Here is a 21,044-nt window from a genome sequence, read left to right as displayed (position 1 = left end):
GTCAGCCGAGCTTCCTGGCGGCGATGATGCCGCCTCCGCTGGGCAAGGTGACCCGGCGCAGCGGGCCGCATCCCGCCGCGGCCAACCATTCCCGATGCTGGGATTCCGTATAAGACGCGCCAGCGGGGTAGAGATTCATGAAGGTCACATTCAGGAAGACCGCCGCCCGCGGCGCCAGCCGGTCGTCGTCGAGAATGCCACCGCCGGCGATATAGATCGTTCCGCCGGCTCGCAGCGCCCTGGCGGCGTTGGCGATGGCGCGAGCCGCAGCATCCCGCGACAGGACTTGCACCAGGGCGCGCAAGACGACCGCATCATGCTCGCCCCGCGGCGAGGCCCGGACGATGTCTCCGTGCTCGATCGAGACGCGGTCGCCGCCGGGCGTCTCTTTGAGGATCGGAGCCGCCAGAGACGCCGTGCGCGGCAGATCGAAGAGCGTGCCCTGCAATCCCGGATGCGCCGCGCACAAGGTCGCCACCAGCCCGCCCGAGCCGCCCCCGATGTCGACCACCGACCGGCATTGCGAGAAATCGAAATGCCGCATGAAATCCTGCGCGGCGCTGACGGCACTCGGATGCATGCCGCGCAGCATCGCCGCCATCTCTTCATCGGAGACGGCCGCATAGTCATGCAGCGCCGCGGGGTGCCCGGATCGGATCGATTTCGCCGTCAGCATGTCGGCATGCCAGAGCTGGCTCAACAGCTCATGCATGCCGCCGATATAGCCCGGCTGCCCCTTGACCAGGAACCGGGCCGCTTCCGGGCGGTTGGCGAAGCCGTCGTCGCGATACTCCAGCAGCTCGGCAATCACCAGGGCATAGAGCAGGCGCGACAGCCGCTCCTCGTCGACGCCCAATGACGCCGCCAGTTCGGTGGAACGCCGAGGCCCCGCCGCCAGATGGGTGAAAACCTCGAGTTGCATGCCGGCGAGCATGGCCAGGGCCGTAGGAATACCGGCCTGCAGCCGCTGGATCGTCTCTGGCGCCATCGGATCGGTCACGATGCTCGCTCCATGTTCGGGGTCGGCCCAGGCCGGCGCGGCCCCCCGCCGGCCACCAGACTCCGCTCGAACGTCGAATCCTGCAAGCCTTCGATGCCGATCGCCGGTATCATGCCCCCGGGCACCCAGGTCGCCGCGACCGGGTGGGAGGTTCGGGGAACGACGATGGCAGATGTCAGGCATGATCTGACCCGGATTACGCTGGCCATCCTCTTCATTGCCGCCCTGATCGGGGTTTCGCTCTGGATCCTCGGGCCCTTCCTGCCGGCGGTCGTCTGGGCGACGACACTGGTTATCGCGACCTGGCCGATCATGCACCAGGTCCAGGCCCGGCTCTGGAACAGCCGCGCGCTGGCGGTCATCATCATGACGCTCGCCCTGCTGCTCGTCTTCGTCGTGCCGTTCTGGCTCGCGATCGGGACGATCGTCAAAAACTCCGACCGGATCCTCGCCTGGGCGGAGTCCGTTGCGACCATGACCATGCCGCCGCCCCCGGCCTGGCTCGGCGATCTTCCCTTCATCGGCCCGCGGGCGGTAGAAGCCTGGCAGAAGATCGCCGACATCGGCCTTCAGGACGTGCTGCAGCGGGTCAGGCCCTACGCCGCCATGGTCACGCAGTGGTTCATCGGCGCGGTCGGCAGCTTCGGCATGGTCTTGATTCAATTCCTGCTCACGGTCGCGATCTCGGCCGTCATGTATGCGCGGGGCGAACGCGCTGCCGCCGCGGTGTTGCGCTTCGGCCATCGCCTGGCTGGAGAGCGCGGCGCCCAGTCGGTCAGGCTCGCTGCGCAGGCCATCCGGGGCGTGGCGTTGGGCGTGGTGGTGACGGCGCTGGTGCAGGCCGCCATCGGCGGCATCGGTCTGGCGGTCGCCGGCGTTCCCTTCGCGGCCGTGCTCACCGCCCTCATGTTCATGATGTGCATCGCGCAGATCGGCCCCACGCTCGTGTTGGCACCTGCCGTGATCTGGATGTATGCCGGCGGCGACTACAGCTGGGCCACGGTGCTGCTGGTGTTCAGCGTCCTCGCCATCAGCCTCGACAACGTGCTGCGCCCGATCCTCATCAAGATGGGGGCCGATCTGCCGCTGCTCCTCGTCCTCACCGGCGTGATCGGCGGGCTGATCGCCTTCGGCCTGATCGGGATCTTCATCGGCCCGACGGTGCTCGCCGTCGGCTACACGCTGCTGCAGGCCTGGATGGACGAGGATGTCACGGCCGAGGTGCCTCCGGTGTCGAAGGAGCAGCCCAAAGTCTCGTGAGCATCGAGGGCTCGGCGAAAGCAGGTGCCCCCAAATCCAGCGTGATCTTCTGCCCATCGCGGGCCCCCTGCTTCAGCGTGCGACGGCTCGCCGGCAGAACGATCAACGCCTTCGCGTCGGCCAGCCGCTCGATCGCGCTTCGAGACAGGCCGAACTCGCTTGCGAGAAGCTTGTCGAGCCGCACTCCGCAATCGTAGGGCGCGGCGATCGCGATCTCGGCATGCGTCGCGACGCCATCGCGCGGCGACAGCAACTGCTTCTCGACCGAGAGTTCCGCGAAACTCTCGATCTGGCTGCTGTGCCGGCCCAGCCGCGTCAGGTCGAAGGCATGATGCCAGGCGAGCGCCGCATCGTTCTCCGTCAGCGCGCGCAGTGTGGCGGGCTCGATGCCATTGACCGGGCAACGCTCCAGCAGCGGAAAGTTCCAGCTCTGCTCGCACCGGGCGCAGCGATAGACCAGCCAGGCATCGAGGCGCTTCTTCTGGGCGTTGACCCGGAACTTGCCGCTGCTGACGAAGGGCGTCCGGGCGTCGCAGCGCGGGCAATGGAGCCACGGGCGGGGAGTCTTCAGCGGCGTCACCCGCCACTGGACCTGCAAGAGGGATTGCATACCGATAACAGCCTTCCGATCGGGAAGTGCTGCAGGCCGGGATGCTGGAGATAGATCCGCATGCTGGCGGACCGACGGTCAGGCGGTGGAGGAGATGAAGCGGCCGGTGGGAGAATTCGCCGAGGGGGGCCGAGCGCGAGAGACGTTCGGCGGGCGGCGAAGAAGCCGGGGATCCTGCCTTCCCGATCTCAAGCCCACCCACCTGCCGCACGACAGCGCCCGGACGAATCCCTAAAGCCTTGCGGCCGGATTCACCCCGGACAACGGGGAGTCACTGAGATCGGTCAGCGCGACGGCAAAGTCGTCCTCATCGGCGATTGGATCGTGGGCGCGGAAGATAGGGAGATGATCCTGGGGCGTCAACGGGAGAATACTGGCCGCGCGCAACACCCTCGTTCGTCATGCCGTTGGGGGCCGTCCACCCCAACATGAACACCCATCGCGCAAAATTAGGAACGGCCTGTGTTCATGGATCCCGGCCTTCGCCGGGATGACAACGGAGTGGTTTCTTCACCTCGCCTGCCCTTCGCAGTCCTCTTCCTTCTTTCCTCTCCACCCGAGGAGCGAGGGAGAGGAAAGAAATGCGCCCCTAAACCAGATCGCGCTTGATGGTCTCGTCCCAGTTCTTCGAGAAGATGCGCCGGTCGCCTTCGAACGCATCGAGCGTCGCCGTGACCTTGAAGTTCTCGCGGTCGCTGGTGAGGGTGATCCAGCTCTCGGCCGACACCTGCCATTTCCCGCGGCCATAGCTGCGCTTCCAATGGGTGACGGTCCTGGCCGAGGTCGGATCGTCGGGAAGGATCGTTGATTTGTGGTCGCGCATGATGCGGATGGTCAGGTCGATATCGTCGACCCGGAACAGGCCCGTATCGTCGACCCGCTGATAGAGGGTCCGGCCCGTCGCCACGTCGGTGCTGATGGTGCGATGGGGGGCCCCCTCCTCCAGCATCGTCTTGCGCAGCCTGGACGAGCCTTCCGAGGGCGGAAACGGTGCCAGGGCCGCGTCTTCGGCACGCTTCGGGCGCACCGGCAGGCCGATGCGGCTGGCGCCCGTCCGGATGCTCAACGTGACGGGCTCCGGCGACGGCCAGACCGTGATCCAGTAGGAGGACGAAATGGCGAGGCGCAGCTTGTTGCCGGCGGCGAAACGGTGCCCCAGCTCGTTGAGCTGGATGCTGACCGAATAGAACTTACCGGGCTCGAGCGGCGTCGGATTCTCGTGGCTCTCGCGATGGGTCAGGTTGAGCACGCCGTAGCTGATGCGGGCGACGGCCCCGTCCGGCATGATCTCGGAGAGAGTGCAGGCGACGAGCGCGTTTGGGCGGTCGGCTGCGATCTCGAGATTGACGACCGGCGCCCCCAGCAATTCGAGATCCTGCGCCAGGGGTGCGCTGTCGAACAAGAGCGAGCCGCCGGCTTCCATGCGTTGGTCGAGCGACATGTCGTTGCCGATGCCATAGGGACACCAGTTGCCTGAGGCGAGCCCGGTCGCCTGCGGCGAGCGGATCTTCAGCACCTCGCCCTTGGCTTGCTCGCCTTCGGTCAGGCGACCGGGCATGAGCGACCAGGTCTGCGGCCTGATGCGCGGGCTCGGCCATGAGGTCTCCGCGACCCAATGGCCGGGCTTCTCCGCATAGGACGGGCTCGGCGCGATCGGATCTTCCATCCAGGCGCGCAGCATCGGCTCGTCCATGATGCCGGTCTCCTTGCCCTTGAGCCAGTGATCCCACCAGCGCAGGCATTCCTGCAGGAAGCCGATCTCGGGGCCCGGCAGGCCGAAATGCGGATAGCGGTGCGCCCAGGGGCCGACCAGCCCTTTGCGCGGGCATTTCAGGTTCTTGAGCATGCGGAAGATGGTGTTGGAATAGCCGTCGGCCCAGCCGCCCACCGCATAGACGGCGCACTGGATCGCGTTCCAGTCCTCGCAGACCGAGCCATGCTTGTAGAACGCGTCGCGGCGCTGATGCTTCAGCCAGTCGATGAAATAGAGTCCGTCGCCTTCGAGCCGCTGCAGCCACATGTCGCGCCAGCGATCGCCCACGATCTCGGGATCGGGCGGTGCCGCATTGATCGAGAAGATGGTGGAGCCCCAGGAAAGCTTGTCGCCGAGGAGACAGCCGCCCATGAAATGGATGTCGTCGGCATAGCGGTCGTCGGTCGAGGCGATGGTCACGATTGCCTTGAGCGCCGGCGGACGGCGCGCCGCGACCTGGAGGCCGTTGAAGCCGCCCCAGGAGATGCCGATCATGCCGACCGACCCGCTGCACCAGGGCTGGCGCGCGATCCAGTCGATGATCTCGAGCGCGTCGTCCTGCTCCTGCTTCAGATACTCGCCCAGCAGCACGCCTTCGCTGTCGCCGGTGCCGCGGATATCGACGCGCACGCAAGCATAGCCATGGCCGGCGGTATAGGGATGGGTCAGCGCATCGCGCTCGGCCGTGCCGTCGCGGCGGCGATAGGGCAGATATTCGAGGATCGCCGGAACCGGATCGCGCTCGGCATCGACCGGGAGCCAGATCCGGGCGGCCAGCTTGGTGCCGTCCTTGAGCGGAATGACCACGTCGTCCTGCATCCGGATCTTGCGGGGGAATTCAGTCACGATACGCATGGCTCGTCCTTTGATTAACGCCAGTTCATATTCTGGGGAGGCGGCAGAAGCGGGTCGGGCGAGCGAGGGTCGCGGATCGGGCGTCCCGTTTCAACTGAAGACCGTGCCGCCATCGACCGAGATGGTCTGGCCGGTCACGAACCCGCTCATGTCGGAGAGCAGCCAGGCGACGGTGCCGACCAGATCGCTGGGATCGAGCGTGCGCTTGATGCTCTGATTGTCGCGCACGGTCTCGAGCGCCTTGTCATGCTTGGCGCCGAAGAACTCGCGCGTGCCCTCGGTGATCACCGCCGACGGCGCCACGCTGTTGACGCGGATATTGTCGCGGCCGAGCTCGCGCGCGAGGCCCCGCGTCAGACCGATGACGGCCGCCTTCGAAGTCGTGTAATGGAGCGCGTAGGGCATGCCGTAGGTGGCCGCGAGCGACGCGATATTGACGATGCTGCCGCCGCCGGCCTTGCGCATCGGCCCCACCGCCGCCTTGCAGCAGTTCCATATGCCCTTGACGTTCACCGCCATGGCGGCATCCCACTGGCTCTCCTCGATCGCGTCGAACTTGCCGCCGCGCAGGGCGCCATAGAGCGCCGCGTTGTTCACCAGCCCGTCGATCCTGCCATAGGTCGCGACCGTCTTCTCGGCCATGGCGCTCACCGAGGCCATATCGACCACGTCGACCTTGAGCGCGATGCCGTCGCCGCCTGCGCCCTTGATCGCGGCCAGGGTCTCGTCGCAGGGGCTGACGTCGGTGGCGACGATCTTCGCGCCCATGGCGGCGAAACGCTGCGCATAGGCCTGGCCGATGCCGCGGGCGGCACCGGTGACGATGACAACACGTCCTTCAAGCATGTTCGTTCCTTCGAATCTGAGGCGTCGATCCCGAGGCGCGCGGCGTCGCGGCCTCAGGCCGCGGAGTTGTCGCGCGACTCCAGGAATTTGCGAATGACGATGGCTGCATCGCTGATGTCGTCCTGGATCGCCTGGCGGGCCGCCTTGCCGTCGCGCCTGGCCAGCGCATCGAGCAGGCTCTGGTGATGATCCTGTCCGACCCTGAGGCCGAATTCGGAGAGCGCGAGATTGAGCAGCGGCCCCGCCTGCAGCCAGAGGGATTCGATCATCTGCATCGCGGTCGGCATGCGCGCCGCCTGATACAGCACGAAATGGAACTCCTGGTTCTTGGCAAGATAGACCGCCGTCTGCTGGCGCTTCAGCCGCCACATCTCGGCGTTGGCCTGCTGCATCTGCCGCAGCTCTTCGGGCCGGATCAGGGCCGCCGCCGCTTCCGTGACCAGCCCTTCGAGCGTGACCCGGATGCGGCAGATCTCGTCGAACCGGTCCGGCGTGATCACCGGCAGCGTGACCGAGCGCGTCGGCAGCATGTCGAGTGCCCGCTCCGCCACCAGGCGGCGCAATGCTTCGCGCACCGGCATCGGGCTGGTGCCGAGGGCCGCGGCCATCGCGCGGATCGTGATGGTGGCGCCGGGCCGGATCGCGCCGGACATGATCGCGCGCTTCAGTTCGAGATAGGCGCGATCATGCAGCGTCTCGCGCTCGAGCTTCGAGACCGGAAAACCGGCCGGCGCGAGATCGGCATCCAGAGTCTTCATGATGGCGAATCCGTCGATGGGACCTTGCCGCCCTGTGTGCCGGGCGCTGCGGGGCCCGGTCAAGTCCCTTCCGGCCGGCCCCGCCCGAGGTCTCGATTGACTCGACCTTCAGGCAACCCATAATATCTCCAATTGAGTGATCACATATCACTAATGTCTGGGTCCGCCGATCAGGGAGCGGGCCCGCCCCCGGGTTCCCCTTCGAGGGGACCGGGGCAAGCCGGCGGTGTCGATCAGAGACCGGCCATCTGGATCTGCGTCTTCCGCCGGCCAAGGTCATGGCCGGCAAACAAGAATGGAGGCCGGCCGGCAGGGGATGAACTCCCCGGGGCGCGGTCCGCCACGCAACAGGGGAGCAACCACCATGACTGCCGAATTCCAGAAATTCACCCGCCGGACCTTCCTCGCGACCACCGCCGCCGTCATGGCAACGGGGATGCTCGCCAAGTCCGCCTTCGCCGACACGCTCGACGAGATCAAGAAGCGCAACAAGCTGATTGTCGGCACCGGCGTCATGGGATTGCGGCCCTGGCTCTTCAAGAACGAGGACGGCACCTATGGGGGCATGGAATGGGACATGCTGCAATACATCATCAAGAAGCTCGGCGTCGCCGAGGTCGAACTGGTCTCGGTCGAATGGGAGACGCTGATCCCGGGCCTCAAGGCCGCGCGCTGGGACATCATCTTCTCGGGCATGACCGTGACCGAGGAACGCCGCCAGGGTGCGGGCATCGAGTTTACCCGCCCCTATTATTTCGAGAGCGACCGGATCGTGGTGAAGCAGGATTCGCCGTTCCAGAAGCCCGAGGATCTGGCCGGCAAGACGCTGGCCGCGCCGCTCGGCACCGTCGAGGAGATTCAGGCCAAGACCCTGGTCGAGAAGGGCATCGGCAAGGACATCAAGACCTTCAACGATCCCGCCGGCTGCTTCCTGGCCCTGCATAGCGGTCAGGTCGATGCGGTGATCATGGACAATACCAGCTATGGCGGCCAGCTCGCGGTGACGCCCGACCTGCGCACCATCGGCGGCGTCTATAGTCTGGCGGCGGATGCCAAGTGGCAGGACGCCCAGGCCAAGGCGCCCTACAAATATGGCGGCGACGGCGCCGGCGTGCGCAAGGAAGACACCGCCCTCCTCAAGGCGCTCAACGACGCGCTCGACGCCATGGATGCGGACGGGACCCGCAAGGCGATCCTGACCAAATATGGCGTCTGGGACGAATCGCTCTCCAAGGAAGCGATGATGACGAAATAACCGCCTCGGCGGATGACGTCACAATCGTTGCAGGACAGGTGGCGTTGTAGGATCGATGGGCGTCGCGGCTCCCAGCCGCGGCGCCCGTCCTTTATCCGGCCTCGCGCGGTCTTCGAGAAGGGTGTTTCCCCCGTGATCTATTTCATCACCGAGTTCGTTCCGAAATACCTGCCCTTCCTGCTCAGCGGCGCGCTGGTCACGCTCGAGCTCACCTTCTGCTCCATGATCCTCGGCATCGCTATCGGCGTGATCTCGGCCATCGGCGCCATCGCCGGCGGCAAGGTCTTCAAGTTCGTCGTGCGGGTCTATGTCAATATCTGCCGCGGCGTGCCGCTGATCGTGATCCTGCTGTTCGTCTATTTCACCCTGCCCGAGGTCGGCATTCGCCTACCCGCCTTCTGGGCCGGCGTGGTCGGCCTGAGCTTCAATCTCGGCGCCTATTTGAGCGAGGTCTTCCGCGCCGCGATCCTGGCGATCGACACCGGCCAGATGCAGGCGGGCCTGGCGCTCGGTATGAAGCGTACGCAGATCTATCGCAAGGTGATCCTGCCGCAGGCAGCCGTGATCGCCCTGCCGACGGTCGGCGGCTATTTCATCTCGCTCCTGAAGGACTGCGCGCTGGTGTCCTTCATCTCGGTCGAGGAGTTGCTGCGCCACGGCAACTACATCATCTCGGCCACCTTCCGCAGCATGGACACCTACATGCTGGTGGGACTGATCTATTACATCATGAGTCTGGGTGCCGCCCGCACCATCACCTGGCTCGAGGTCAAGCTGCGGCCGGCCTATCTGCGGGTCTGACGAAGGCGGCCCCGCTCAGGGCCGCACATCCTCCAGCGCCGCGCACATCCCCGCGATCGCCTCGGCCGTGGACTCGTCCGTCATGGCGGTCGACATCGAGACCATGCCGCCGGGCCCCATCTGCACGCCCCTGTTGAGGCAGGCGAGATGATAGCGGCCGCTGAGGTCGGGATTGGGCAGCTCCGAGCCCGGCTTCGGCTTGGTCGCCGAGAAATAGAGGCCCATCACCGAGCCCTCGCACAGCACATAGAGCGACAAACCCACCGCCTTGGCCTTGGCCTCCAGCGCCTGCCTGATGCGATCGGCCTGCGCATCCATGCGCGCGATGCGCTCGGCCGTCAGATGCTCGACGGCGATCCGGCCGGCAACGCTCGCCAGCACATTCCCGTTGAAGGAGCCGCCGTGATAGATCCCGTCGGCCTTGGCGGGATCGGCCAGGTCCATGATCTCGCGCCGCGCGCCGACGGCGCCGACCGGCATGCCGCCGCCGACGAACTTGCCGAGGAAGGTGATGTCGGGCTCGAGCCCGAACTTCTCGGCCGAGCCGCCGACCGCGAGGCGCAGCATCAGGCAATCGTCGAGCACGAAGAGCGCGCCCGCCTTGCGGGCCGCCGCCTGCACCTGGTTGAGGAAACCCGGCAAAGCCGGCATCACCACGCCGGTATACATGACCGGCTCCAGCACCACCGCCGCGATCTTCGAGCCATGCTGGGCCAGCACCCGCTCGAAATCGGCCGCGTTGTTGAACTCGGCCAGCAGCGTATGGCCGGCGATCTCGCCCTGCCCGTGCAGCCCCGCCTCGAGGTCGCTATAGGTCCCGTGATAGCCGCCATGCGCCTTGAGGATCAGTTGCCGCTTGGTGAAGCCGCGCGCCATCTTGACCGCCAGCATGCTGGCCTCGGTGCCCGAGTTCGTGAACAGCACCTTGTCGAAGATCGCGATGCGCTTGCATAAGGTCTCGGCGAACTCGATCTGCGGCAGGTTGGTGCCGAGCCAGGCCCAGCCATCCTCGGTCGCCTTGGCCAGCGCCTGCGCGATCGGCTTGTAGGCATGGCCATGGATCAGGCTCAGGCCGTTATAGTTCAGGTCGACATAGCGATTGCCGTCGACATCCCAGAGATAGGGCCCGCTGCCGCGCTGCTGCACGACGGGATAGGGCCGGAAATAGCCGAAATTCCGCGTGAGGCCGCCCGGCAGCGACTGGCTGGCGCGCTGCAGAAGGGCGGCCGATTTTGGCGTGCGGCTGCGATAGGTCTCTTCGATGCTGTTGAGCGCCATGATGGCAGGCCTGCTCCCGATGAAAATGAAGTCTCGTCAGCTCTTGGCGCGGGCGTTCTTCACGATCGCGATGGCATCGACCTCGAGGCGCGCATTGAGCAGCAGGCCCGCGACCTGCACCGTGGCGCTCGCGGGCGGATTGCCCTCGAACAGCGTGCGCCTGGCCTTGGCATAGACGGCGTAATCGTTGAGGTCGGTCAGATAGGCGGTGATGCGGACGACATCCTTGAGGCCGGCGCCGGCGCGCTCGAGCCCGCGGGCGATATTGTCCCAGCATTGCCTGGTCTCGCCCTCGAAATCCTTGGCCGTGATCTTGCCACTGGCGTCATGGCCGATCATGCCGGAGATATAGATGGTCGAGTAATCGCCCATATCGACGACGACGGCGTCGCTGAAGCCGCCGATCAGCTGGTTGGGTATGCGCTTGAACATCGTTTCCTCCTCGTTATGAAGAGCGCCGAGCTCTGGAGCCGAAGCGCTCCCGTGACGCCGAGAGTCAGATACTCACAGTCCCGTCCTGTCCCAGGGCGTGAGCGGATATTTCTCGCCCTGCAGCAGGACCTGGCAAGACAGCGGATCGGCCTTGCGGTCGATCAACCCCATCAGCATCGCCTTGCCCAGCGTCGGGATGACCGCACCGCTGGTGACATAGCCGACCAGGCGGTTGCGCAGGAGCACCGGCGCGCTGCTGAAGATCGACGGCGCCGCGATCGCCGCGGTGAAGGCCCGGACCTCGCGGCCCTTCTGCCGCTTGCGATCGCGGATCACCGCCGTGCGGCCGATGAAGCCGTGATTGCCCTCGACATCGAGGAGGCGGTCGAGACCGGAGGCGACGGCCGCGATCTGCGGGCTGGCCTCGGCGCCGAACTGCGGCACGCCATGGCGCGTCGCCAATGCCGCCGCGGCCAGAGACCCGGCATGGCGCAGGCCATGCCCCTTCCCCGTCTCCACCAGCCGCTCATGGAGATCGGCCGCGAACTCCGTGGGGACCAGCAGATAGGCGCCGAAGGAGCGAAGCCACGGCACCGACATCGCCGGCGCATAGCCGAGATCGACGCGCTGGACCGATCCGGCGAGATCGACCTTGCGGGCGGCGAGCTCATGAACCAGGGCGTGCGAATTGGGCCCGGCGAGCGCAACCGCGGCCCAGCCCGAGGTGACGTCGGTGAGCGTGGCGCCGGCGACCGGGCGGTGCCATTCCGCCCAGGAGCGCAGCCTTGTCGCCTGCTCGGGCTCGCTCAGCAGCAGCCAGCTCTGATCCGACAGCCTCGCGACGCCCGCCAGGACCTCGACCCCGCCCTTGGCATTGAGCATCGGCGCGAAACGAACGCCGCCGACCGGCAGATCGCCGGCAGCCCCGCTCAGCTTCGCCACCAGCGAGCCGGCACGCGGGCCTTCGACCAGGAACTTCGCGTCGCTCGACCGGTCGAACAGCGCGACCGTGCTCGTGGCCGCGGTGATCTCGGCGCCGACCGAGGCCAGATCGCCGGTGCCGTGCTCGGCGAACCAGATCGGCCGCTCCCATTGCTGCACCGTGACGAACCGCGCGCCCTTCGATGCCAAGGCGGCATGCAGGGGCGACCGGCGCAGGCCCCGCGCATGGGTGAAATCCAGGTCCGGCGCCGCGAACTTGCACATATGGGTGACCACCTCGCTCGCGCGGTCGCGGGCGAAGCGGGTGATGCTCTGGCTGTCGGCGAAGCGGCGGATGTCGAGCTTGGTGGCATCCATGCTGGGACGGCCTTCGAGGATCCATTCGGCCGTCAGCTTGCCGGCGGCGGCCGAGAGCGCGATGCCGCTGGAATTCATGCCGCAGGCGAGATAGCAGCCGCGCACCGCGGGCGCTTCGCCCAGCAGCATCTGCATGTCGGGCGTGAAGCTCTCCGGCCCATTCAGCAGGGTCCGGATCTCGGCGTTGTGCAGCACCGGAAAGCGTTCCAGCGCGATCTGCATGTTGGCTTCGATCTGGTTCCAGTTGCTGTCGAGGAGGCCGAAGGAGAAGTCGCGCGGCAGGTCGCCGGGGCCCACCGGAATCGCATGCTTGTCGAAGAACCCGACCAGCAGCCCACCGACATCCTCACGGCCATAGATCAGTTCGTCATAGGAGATGAAGAGCGGCAAGTCGCGGGTCACGATATCGATCGGCTTGGTCAGGATGTAGTGATGCTGGACCGCATGGAGCGGGATCCTGACACCGATCATGGCGCCCAGATGCGCCGACCAGAGGCCCGAGGCGATCACGATCGCCTCGCATTTGATCTCCCCCTTGTCGGTCGAGACCGAGGCGATGCGGCCATTGCGGGTCGTCATGCCGGTGACGGGCGTGTCCTCGACGATCTTGACGCCGCGCATCTTGGCGCCGCGCGCCATCGCGGTCGCGAGATCGGTCGGGTTGATGCGCCCGTCGCTGGGGATCCAGGCGCCGGCCAGGATGCCCTTGTCGGTGATGACCGGCAGCTTCTCGAGGACCTGGTGCGGGGTCTGGTATTCGATCTCGACGTCCCGCGCCTCGCCCAGCGCCGGAAGGCCTTTGAAATAGGCGACGCGGTCGGGGTCGCAGGTATACATGACCCGGCCCGAGCGCCGCCAGCCGAGGGCCTGGCCCGTCTCGGCCTCGATGCGCGGATAGAAATCCACGCCGTAACGGATCATGTCGCCGATCAGCGGATCCGCGCGGTAGGTCTCCATATTGCCGGCCGCGTGCCAGCTGGTGCCGCTGCCGATCTTGGAGCGCTCCAGCAGGACCACATCCTTGCAGCCTTGCGCCGCCAGATGATAAGCGACGCTGGAACCGACCACGCCGGCGCCGATGACGACGACACGGGCGTGGCTCGGCAGTGGATCCGCCATGACGAAATGACCTCCGGGTCGCTAGCGCAAGGGATGAGGGCCGGGACGGCGCGCGCCGGGCGTTTGCGGCTGCGCCGTCACGGGACGGTGGCCCGGATCAGCGCGGCGCGATTGTCGAGGAACTCCTCGAGCGCCGCGAGGAACGCGGTCAGATCGGCGGCGCTGGTCTGCAGCGACAGATTGCCGAGGATGCGCCGGTTGATGTAATGGCCCTGCGCCATCATGTCGAGCTGGAACAGCGTCTTCAGATCGCTGATCTCGCGCTCGCGGCCGCGCTCGCCCTCGTCGAGATCGTGGCCGTTGCGGATAGGGCCGCGGTGAAAATGGATGCCGAAGATCGAGCCGAGGCCGGTGGCCTGGACGGCGAGCCCGCGCGCCGCGGCAAGGCCGTTGATCCGCTGGCGCAGCTCGTCGCCTCGCGCGTTCATCCGATCGATGGCCTCGGGCGTCAGAACCTTGGTGAAGGCGGCATGGCCCGCGGCCATGGCCAGCACATTGTTGTTGAAGGTGCCGCCATGCGGCAGCGCGTTCGGCGCTGTCGGGTTGAAGCGCTCCATGATGTCGGCGCGCCCGCCGAAGGCGCCGATGGTCATGCCGCCGCCGACATATTTGCCGAGCGTGGTCATGTCGGGCTTGATCCCCAGCCGGCCCTGGACGCCGGAGGGGGAGAGCCGCGAGGTCATGACCTCGTCCATGATGAAGACGATGCCGTGCTTTCTCGTCGTGTCGCGCAAGGCCGCCATGAAGGCCGGGTCGCCGGGAATGGCCCCGGCCCCGCCCTGCAGCGGCTCGACGATCACGGCCGCCAGCTCATGCGCGTGACGCTCGATCGCCTTCACCGCCGCCGCCGCGTCGTTATAGGGCGTCGAGAAGAACGGGATCGGCATGTTGAGCGGCGAGGCGCCATGGCTGAAATAGAGCATGCTGCCGTGATAGGCGCCGTCGAACACCAGCACGGCCGGCCGCCCCGTCACATGGCGAGCCGTCGCCAGCGCCAGGAGATTGGCCTCGGTGCCGGAGTTGCAGAAGCGCAGGCGCTCCATCGAGCGGAAGCGCGAGGAGATGATCGCGGCCAGCTCATGCTCATAGATGCTGGGGCCGCCGAGCGTGAGGCCGTCGGCGATGGCCTGGGTCAGGGCCGCCTTGACCGCGGGATCGGAATGGCCGAGCACGCCCGCGGTATATTCGTTGATGAAGTCGACATAGCTGTGGCCGTCGACGTCCGTCACCCGCGAGCCTTCGGCCGAGCGGATGCAGACCGGAAAGGGCGAGTAGTGCAGCGTGGTGCGGGTGTTGCCGCCCGGCATCGCCGCCTGGCTCGCGCCATGGATCGCGGCGCTTCTGGGGTTGGCCTGGATATACCGGTCTTCGGCCTCGCGGAGAGCGGAGGTCAGGTTCTGATTGCTGCTGCGAGAGGCGAGGCCCGTGGCCGACATGGAAAGCTCCGCTATGCGCCGCCGGGCCAGGCTCGGGGCCGGAAACCCGAAGGCCCCGAAACCACCGCCGCGCCCTCCCCGCGCTTGTGATCACGTAATATGTGATGCTATGGTCCGTATCGTGAGCGAGTCAAGGCTGGGCCCCGGATTTTCCGGGTTCAGCCGCCAATTTGAAGACCCCATTTAGCCAGATCGGATCCCGCGCCATGACAACCAGCAGCGCCGCTGCCGGCGCCGTCGCCAAGGACGGCAAGGCTTCCCGCAAGGTCATCATCACCTGCGCCGTGACCGGCTCGGTCCACACCCCGACCATGACGCCCTATCTGCCGATCACGCCCGACCAGATCGCGAAAGAGTCGATCGCGGCGGCCGAGGCCGGGGCCTCGATCATCCATCTCCATGCGCGCGATCCGAAGGACGGACGGCCCACGCCCAGCGCCGACGTCTTCATGCAGTTCCTGCCGCGCATCAAGCAGAACACCGACGCGGTGATCAACATCACCACCGGCGGCTCGCTCGGCATGACCATGGAAGACCGGCTGGCGGCGCCCTTGCGCGCCAAGCCCGAGCTCTGTTCGCTCAATATGGGCTCTATGAATTTCGGCATCTTCCACATCACCCAGAAGATCGACAAATGGCAGCATGAGTGGGAGAAGGCCTATGTCGAGAAGACCAAGGACCTGATCGTCAGCAATACCTTCGGCCAGATCGAGCGCTTCATCCAGGAGCTGGGCCAGGGCTGCGGTACGCGCTTCGAATGCGAATGCTACGACGTCGGCCATCTCTACACGCTGGCCCATTTCCTGGACCGCAAGCTTTTGGAGCCGCCGCTCTTCGTGCAGACCATCTTCGGCGTGCTGGGCGGCATCGGCCCGCATCCCGAGGATCTCTCCCATATGCGCCGTACCGCCGACCGCCTGTTCGGCAGCGATTACCAATGGTCGATCCTGGCCGCCGGCCGCCATCAGATGTCGCTCGCGACCATGGGCGCCACGATGGGTGCCAATGTGCGCGTCGGACTCGAGGACAGCATCTATCTGGGGCCCGGCCAACTCGCCAAGAGCAATGCCGATCAGGTGAAGAAGATCCGCAACATCCTGACGGAGCTGTCGCTCGAGGTCGCCTCCCCGGCCGAGGCCCGCGCCATGCTGAAGCTCAAGGGCGGCGACAAGGTCGCGTTCTGAGGCGTTGAAGAACGCTCCAACGCCTCCTTCCCCCTGTCATTGCCGGGCTTGACCCGGCAATCCAGGCTTCGAGCGCGTAGCGCCTGCACTGGATCCCCGGGTCAAGCCCACGGCTGTCCGGTTGAGTTTTTGTGGACGCGGTGCATGGCGTTGATTCTACTCGGTCCTGAACGTCGGCAAACGTTTCGGGACACGGGCAGAGGGTCAGCGCCATGCGGCACCAGAATAGCGTATTTCATTCGGTTCTTAAGCAGGTTGCGTGGCTCGACTTCGATCGGCTGGTCGAGGCCCACAATAGCGATGCTCGGGTGCGGCGGTTGACGACCAAGGGCCAGTTCGTGGCGCTGCTCTACGGCCAGCTTTCGGGCGCGACGAGCCTGCGGGAGATCGTGAGCGGGCTGACGAGCCACGCGGCGCGGCTCTATCACCTGGGAACGGGCGAGGTTCGCCGTTCGACGCTGGCCGATGCCAATGCCATAAGGCCGAGCGGGCTGTTCGCCGAGTTGCTCGCCGTGATGATCAAGCAGGCCCATCGCGGGCTGCGCCGCAAGATCGCCGAAACCACCTATCTGATCGATTCCACTGGCTTGCGATTGAGCGGTCTGAGCGCCGATTGGGCCCGTTTCAGCGCCGGCGTCTGCGGCGCCAAGCTGCATGTGATCTACGATCCCGACGCCGACCGCCCCATCTATGCCGCTGTCAGTGCGGCGAATGTCAACGACATTACCCCCGCCCACGACATGCCGGTCGAGCCCGGCGCCACCTATGTCTTCGACCTCGGCTATTACGACTATGCCTGGTGGGCCAAGCTGGACGCTGCCGGATGCCGCATCGTCACTCGCTTCAAATCCAACACACCCCTGACCCTCGTCGCCGAGAACGCCCTGCCCCGGGGCAGCGCCATTCTCTCCGACCGGATCGGATATCTCCCGGCCCGCCAAGCCGCCAGCCGCAAAAACCCCTTCCAAGACCCGGTCCGCGAGATCCGCGTGAAGACCGAAACCGGCAAGATCCTGCGCATCTTGTGCAACGATCTCGACGCCAGCGCCCAGGAGATCGCAGACCTCTACAAGCGCCGCTGGGCGATCGAGCTGTTCTTCCGGTGGGTCAAGCAGACCCTGAAAATCACCCGCTTTCTCGGCACTTCCGAGAACGCCGTTCGCATCCAGATCGCCGTCGCCCTGATCGCTTTCCTGTTGTTGCGATTGGCACAGAAAGCCATCAAGGACGGTCACAGCCCGTTGGCCTTCGCCCGCCTCGTGCGCGCCAACCTCATGCATCGCAGGCGCATCGACCGCCTGCTCGAACCCGAAACCGCCCCAATTCCGAACCCACATCAAATGGCGCTACAATGGAGCTGAAACCGGAACCGGACAGCCGTGGGTCAAGCCCGGCGATGACAGAAGAGCGGCCGGGATGACAGAAGAGCAGCCGGCGATGACAGGAGATCGAGACTTCGGTCAGACCCAGGCCGGCTTGCGCGACGCCATATAGGCGCCGAGCGTCTCGATCTCGGCCGCACTCAGCCGCAGGCCCAGCTTGCTGCGCCGCCAGACGATGTCGTCGGCCGCGAGCGCCCATTCATTGTCCATCAGGTAATCGACCTCGCGCGCATAGAGATCGGCGCCGAAGCGCAACCCCAGATCGGCCGGCCTCTGCGCGGACCCGAGCAACGCGCGCGCGCGGGTACCATAAAGCTTCGCATAGCGGCGCAACTGCTTTGGCGGCAGCCAGGAAAAGTCGCGCAACAGATCCGCGGTAAACCCCTCCAGGCCGCCGGAACCAAGATCGCCGCCAGGCAACATTTCGGTCCGCGTCCGGCAAGCACCAAACCATGGAAGTATGCTTTCCAATTCCATCATCGCATGTTCTGCCAGACGACGATGAGTCGTCAGCTTACCGCCGAAAATGGTAAGAGCCGGTGCTTGATCCTGGCCGCCATTAATCTCGAAGGCGTAGTCGCGGGTCAGCGTCGAGAGCTCCCCGTCGCGCCCGCCGCCCACCTCGAACAACGGCCGCACCCCGGCATAGCGCCAGACGATGTCGGCGCGGCTCACGGGATTGCGCAGATACTGGTTCACCTCGTCAAGCATGTAGTCGATCTCTTTCTCCGAGACGGTCACCTTCTCGGGCGCGTCCTCCCAGGGTTCGTCGGTCGTGCCGATCGAGGTGAAGTCGTCCTCATAGGGAAAGGCCTCCATGGTCCGGTTGTCGCGGGTCTGTAGGAAATAGCCATGCTCACCCTCCCAGAGCCGCGGCACGACGATGTGGCTACCGCGCACCATCCTGAGCCGTCGCGCCGTGACCACGCCATCGATCGTCTCTCCGACTGAGATCACCCACGGGCCTGCTGCATTGATGAGAATCTTCGCCTGGATATCCAAACGCTGCTTGGTCAAGGTGTTCTCCAGGTCAATCTGCCAGTAGTCGGGGTGGCGGCGCGCCCCAACAAACCGGTGGCGCGCGAAGATATCCGCACCATGGGCCTGAGCACCCTGGACATTCGCGATCACGAGGCGCGCGTCGTCGCCGCGACAATCGGAATAGGCAAAGGCGTGGGTAACCGAGGGCTTCAGCGCCTTGCCGAACTCATGGTGGCGCAGGTCGATCGATTGCGAGCCCGGCAGCTGCCGGCGCGGCGCCAGGAAATCATAGAAGAGGAGACCGAGGCGGATCATCCAGCGCGGTCGCAGACTGGGCACATGCGGCAGCACCAGCCGAATCGGCCAGACCAGATGCGGCGCCTTCGCCATCAGGATCTCGCGCTCCAGCAGCGCATGGCGCACCAGCCGGAAATCATAGGTCTCGAGATAGCGCAAGCCGCCATGGATCAATTTGGAGGAGCGCGACGAGGTGCCCTCGGCGAAGTCGCGCTCCTCGGCCAGCGCCACGGCCAGCCCGCGGCCCGCGGCATCGCAGGCGATGGCGGCACCATTGATGCCGCCGCCGATGACGAAGAGATTGTAGAGCGGCTTGGGGGCGATCGGCATGATCGGATCAGGCCTTGGAGCGCTTGTCGCGGTAGAGCGCCAGCAGCGCTTCCGACGCTGCCAGCCACTCTTCATAGCCGCGGTCCCAGCGCGCACCTGCCGCGGCGTCGGGCAGGACCTGTTTCGACGGTTTCACCAGCGGCCGCAGCTCGTCGACGCCGCTCCAGAGTCCGGCGCCCAGCCCCGCCATCAGGGCGACACCATAAGGCGTCATGGAATCGAAGGCCGAGGCGCTCAGAGGCTGCTGCAAAATATCCGCCTGCATCTGCATGAGGTAATCCGAGCGGGTGGGCCCGCCATCGACCCGCACCGCGCCGATCGCCTGGCCGGTCGAGCGCCGGACGCCGTCGAGCACGGCCCGGATCTGATAGCACAGCGCGTCGAGCCCGGCATGGCAGAGATGGGCGCGCGACGTGGCCTCGGTCATGCCGATCAGACCCGCGCGCACTTCCGGCCGCCACCAGGGCGCCGCCAGCCCCTGGAACGCCGGTACCAGAATCACGCCGTCGCTGGTTCCGACGTTCTGCGCCTCGCGCACAATACCGGCCCCGCCGCCCTCGATGCCCAACCGCGTCGCCAGCCAATCCAGGATGGCGCCCGCATACATCACGAATCCTTCGAGCGCATAGGTGGGGCGATCGAGGCTCCAGGCGATGGTGCGGATCAGCCCGCCGGTCACCTTGACCGCCGGATCCGCGCCGGCATTGACCCAGAGAAAGGCGCCGGTGCCGTAGGTCACCTTCAGTTGCAGCGGATCGAAGCAGCCATGGCCGAACAGCGCCGCCTGCTGGTCGCCCATCGCGGCGGTGGTCGGGACGGGTCCACCGAAGAACTCGGGTCGCGTGCTGCCGAAATCATCCGCCGAATGACGCAGCTCGGGCATCCGCGCGAGCTTCAGGCCGAACAATGCCGCGAGCTCCGGATCCCATGCGGCACCGGCGATATCGAGCAGCATCGTGCGCGAGGCATTGCCGGGCTCGGTCGCGTAGGTGGCGCCGCCCGTGAGCTTCCAGATCAGCCAGCAATCGACCGTGCCGAAAAGGCAATCGCCGCTCGCCAATCGCGCGCCGATCTCGGGCCGGTTGACGAAGACCCATTTCAGCTTCGCCGCGGTGAAGGTGGGATCGAGATCGAGCCCGGTCCTGGCGCGCAATGCCGCCACCGTCTCGTCGCGGCGCAAGGGCGCGATCTCCTCGTCGCCGCGCCGGCATTTCCAGACCATCGCGGGAAGAACGGGCTCGCCGCTGTGGCGATCCCAGATCACCAGCGTCTCGGTTTGATTGGCGATGCCGAGGCCGGCCACCTGCGTAGGCGCTCGATCGAGCTTCGCCAGCACCTCTCGCACGCAGGCGACCAGATTGGCCAGCATGGCATTGGGGTCCTGCTCGACCCAACCCAGCTGCGGCGACGCGGAGGCGATCGGACGATCGGCCTGCGCCAGCACCCGACCCTGACGATCGATCGCCACGACCTTGGTGTTGGTCGTGCCCTGATCGATCCCGATGACGATGTCCCTTCCGTTCGCCACGGGCGGGTCCTCAGATCGAAAGCGGCGTCGGCGATGCGCGGCGCCCGTCGGTCATAGCCGCCCCGCATCGCTAACGCCACGGCGAATCGGTTTCCTCATCGATACCTGCTCACCCGATTCTGGCCGAGTCGTCGCGGTTGGACGTGGCGAATCGGCACCTATTAGCAGAATATGCGCCACGGGCTCTTCATCAAAAGGGCATCTCATCAGGGTGGGTCACAACATGAACATCGATCAAATCGGCGCGGCCTGGTCGTCGCGCGCACAGGGTCTGCTCCGCATCATCACGGGGCTGTTCCTTCTCGAACACGGCACCACCAAGCATCTTGGCTTCCCGCTGACGGATATGTCGAGCGTGCCGAGCTTCTCCTTGATCGGTATCGCCGGTTGGATCGAGCTCATCGGCGGCGCCCTCCTGCTCATCGGTCTCTTCACGCGGCCGGTGGCCTTCGTTCTCTCGGGCTTCGCGGCTGTGGCCTATTTCTACATCCACTTCCCGAATTCCGTCTTCCCGATCCAAAATGGAGGAGAGCTCGCCGCACTTTACTCCTTCGTATGCCTGTTCTTCGCCGCAGCCGGTCCGGGCGCCTGGAGCGTCGACGGCGCGCGCGCCAAGGCGGCCTAAACGGATGACTTCTAG

17 protein-coding genes are annotated in these 21,044 nt (G+C 66.1%); 6 read left to right on the top strand and 11 right to left on the bottom strand.

Annotated elements, in window-relative coordinates:
* Position 1: 1 nt before the first annotated feature.
* Positions 2-1,000, bottom strand: coding sequence for a methyltransferase (locus FRZ44_RS09165; RefSeq protein WP_191908506.1), 999 nt, complete (start codon positions 998-1,000; stop codon positions 2-4).
* A 165-nt stretch (positions 1,001-1,165) separates the two neighbouring features.
* On the opposite strand from FRZ44_RS09165, the gene ydiK reads away from it, so the two are divergent.
* Positions 1,166-2,260, top strand: coding sequence for an AI-2E family transporter YdiK (gene ydiK, locus FRZ44_RS09160; RefSeq protein ID WP_151176894.1), 1,095 nt, complete (start codon positions 1,166-1,168; stop codon positions 2,258-2,260).
* On the opposite strand, the gene FRZ44_RS09155 is transcribed toward ydiK, so the two are convergent.
* The 4 genes from FRZ44_RS09155 to FRZ44_RS09140 all read right to left on the bottom strand — a co-directional run bounded on the left by FRZ44_RS09155 (position 2,211) and on the right by FRZ44_RS09140 (position 7,082).
* Positions 2,211-2,870, bottom strand: coding sequence for a DUF1062 domain-containing protein (locus FRZ44_RS09155; RefSeq protein WP_151176893.1), 660 nt, complete (start codon positions 2,868-2,870; stop codon positions 2,211-2,213). The genes ydiK and FRZ44_RS09155 overlap by 50 nt on opposite strands.
* Before the next feature lie 589 nt (positions 2,871-3,459).
* Positions 3,460-5,478, bottom strand: a complete 2,019-nt coding sequence (locus FRZ44_RS09150) for a CocE/NonD family hydrolase (protein ID WP_151176892.1) — start codon at positions 5,476-5,478, stop codon at positions 3,460-3,462.
* Between the two features lie 90 nt (positions 5,479-5,568).
* Entirely contained in the window at positions 5,569-6,324 is a 756-nt protein-coding gene (locus tag FRZ44_RS09145; RefSeq protein ID WP_151176891.1) for an SDR family NAD(P)-dependent oxidoreductase, read from the bottom strand.
* A gap of 53 nt (positions 6,325-6,377) precedes the next feature.
* Positions 6,378-7,082: a GntR family transcriptional regulator gene (locus FRZ44_RS09140; protein ID WP_151176890.1), complete on the bottom strand. Its 705-nt coding sequence runs from the start codon at positions 7,080-7,082 to the stop codon at positions 6,378-6,380.
* A 364-nt stretch (positions 7,083-7,446) separates the two neighbouring features.
* Here FRZ44_RS09140 and FRZ44_RS09135 point away from each other — a divergent pair, with 364 nt between their 5' ends.
* Together FRZ44_RS09135 and FRZ44_RS09130 are read left to right on the top strand one after the other, a co-directional pair.
* Positions 7,447-8,337 (top strand): substrate-binding periplasmic protein, encoded by an 891-nt coding sequence (locus FRZ44_RS09135; RefSeq protein ID WP_225308619.1) that lies wholly within the window; start codon positions 7,447-7,449, stop codon positions 8,335-8,337.
* Between the two features lie 132 nt (positions 8,338-8,469).
* Positions 8,470-9,138 carry an amino acid ABC transporter permease gene (locus FRZ44_RS09130; RefSeq protein ID WP_225308618.1) on the top strand — a complete coding sequence of 223 codons (669 nt, stop codon included), beginning with the start codon at positions 8,470-8,472 and terminating at the stop codon, positions 9,136-9,138.
* A gap of 15 nt (positions 9,139-9,153) precedes the next feature.
* Here FRZ44_RS09130 and FRZ44_RS09125 read toward each other — a convergent pair whose 3' ends face one another.
* The 4 genes from FRZ44_RS09125 to FRZ44_RS09110 all read right to left on the bottom strand — a co-directional run bounded on the left by FRZ44_RS09125 (position 9,154) and on the right by FRZ44_RS09110 (position 14,702).
* Positions 9,154-10,416 (bottom strand): aspartate aminotransferase family protein, encoded by a 1,263-nt coding sequence (locus tag FRZ44_RS09125; RefSeq protein ID WP_151176888.1) that lies wholly within the window; start codon positions 10,414-10,416, stop codon positions 9,154-9,156.
* Positions 10,417-10,452: 36 nt separating this feature from the next.
* Complete coding sequence (locus FRZ44_RS09120) at positions 10,453-10,848, bottom strand: RidA family protein (protein WP_151176887.1); 396 nt, start codon at positions 10,846-10,848, stop codon at positions 10,453-10,455.
* Positions 10,849-10,920: 72 nt separating this feature from the next.
* Entirely contained in the window at positions 10,921-13,266 is a 2,346-nt protein-coding gene (locus FRZ44_RS09115) for an FAD-dependent oxidoreductase (protein ID WP_151176886.1), read from the bottom strand.
* Positions 13,267-13,343: 77 nt separating this feature from the next.
* A complete protein-coding gene (locus FRZ44_RS09110; RefSeq protein WP_151176885.1) occupies positions 13,344-14,702 on the bottom strand; it encodes an aspartate aminotransferase family protein in 1,359 nt (452 codons plus the stop codon).
* A 206-nt stretch (positions 14,703-14,908) separates the two neighbouring features.
* Here FRZ44_RS09110 and FRZ44_RS09105 point away from each other — a divergent pair, with 206 nt between their 5' ends.
* Positions 14,909-15,886: a BKACE family enzyme gene (locus FRZ44_RS09105; RefSeq protein ID WP_151176884.1), complete on the top strand. Its 978-nt coding sequence runs from the start codon at positions 14,909-14,911 to the stop codon at positions 15,884-15,886.
* 212 nt (positions 15,887-16,098) lie between these two features.
* On the top strand, positions 16,099-17,247 hold the full coding sequence (locus FRZ44_RS09100; protein ID WP_151175409.1) for an IS4 family transposase: 1,149 nt from the start codon (positions 16,099-16,101) through the stop codon (positions 17,245-17,247).
* Positions 17,248-17,346: 99 nt separating this feature from the next.
* Here the strand turns inward: FRZ44_RS09100 and glpD are convergent, their stop codons facing one another.
* Together glpD and FRZ44_RS09090 are read right to left on the bottom strand one after the other, a co-directional pair.
* Positions 17,347-18,876 carry a glycerol-3-phosphate dehydrogenase gene (glpD, locus tag FRZ44_RS09095; RefSeq protein WP_191908505.1) on the bottom strand — a complete coding sequence of 510 codons (1,530 nt, stop codon included), beginning with the start codon at positions 18,874-18,876 and terminating at the stop codon, positions 17,347-17,349.
* A gap of 7 nt (positions 18,877-18,883) precedes the next feature.
* Positions 18,884-20,404: an FGGY-family carbohydrate kinase gene (locus FRZ44_RS09090; RefSeq protein WP_151176882.1), complete on the bottom strand. Its 1,521-nt coding sequence runs from the start codon at positions 20,402-20,404 to the stop codon at positions 18,884-18,886.
* Between the two features lie 211 nt (positions 20,405-20,615).
* Between FRZ44_RS09090 and FRZ44_RS09085 the strand changes: the two genes are divergently transcribed.
* The gene (locus tag FRZ44_RS09085) at positions 20,616-21,029 is read left to right on the top strand and encodes a DoxX family protein (protein WP_225308617.1); all 414 of its coding nucleotides are present in this window, start codon (positions 20,616-20,618) and stop codon (positions 21,027-21,029) included.
* Positions 21,030-21,044: the final 15 nt, after the last annotated feature.

Origin of the sequence: Hypericibacter terrae, from assembly GCF_008728855.1 — a bacterium.
Taxonomy (GTDB): domain Bacteria; phylum Pseudomonadota; class Alphaproteobacteria; order Dongiales; family Dongiaceae; genus Hypericibacter; species Hypericibacter terrae.
Note: the sequence above shows the minus strand (reverse complement) of the source record. Positions and strands in the feature narration are given on the sequence as shown.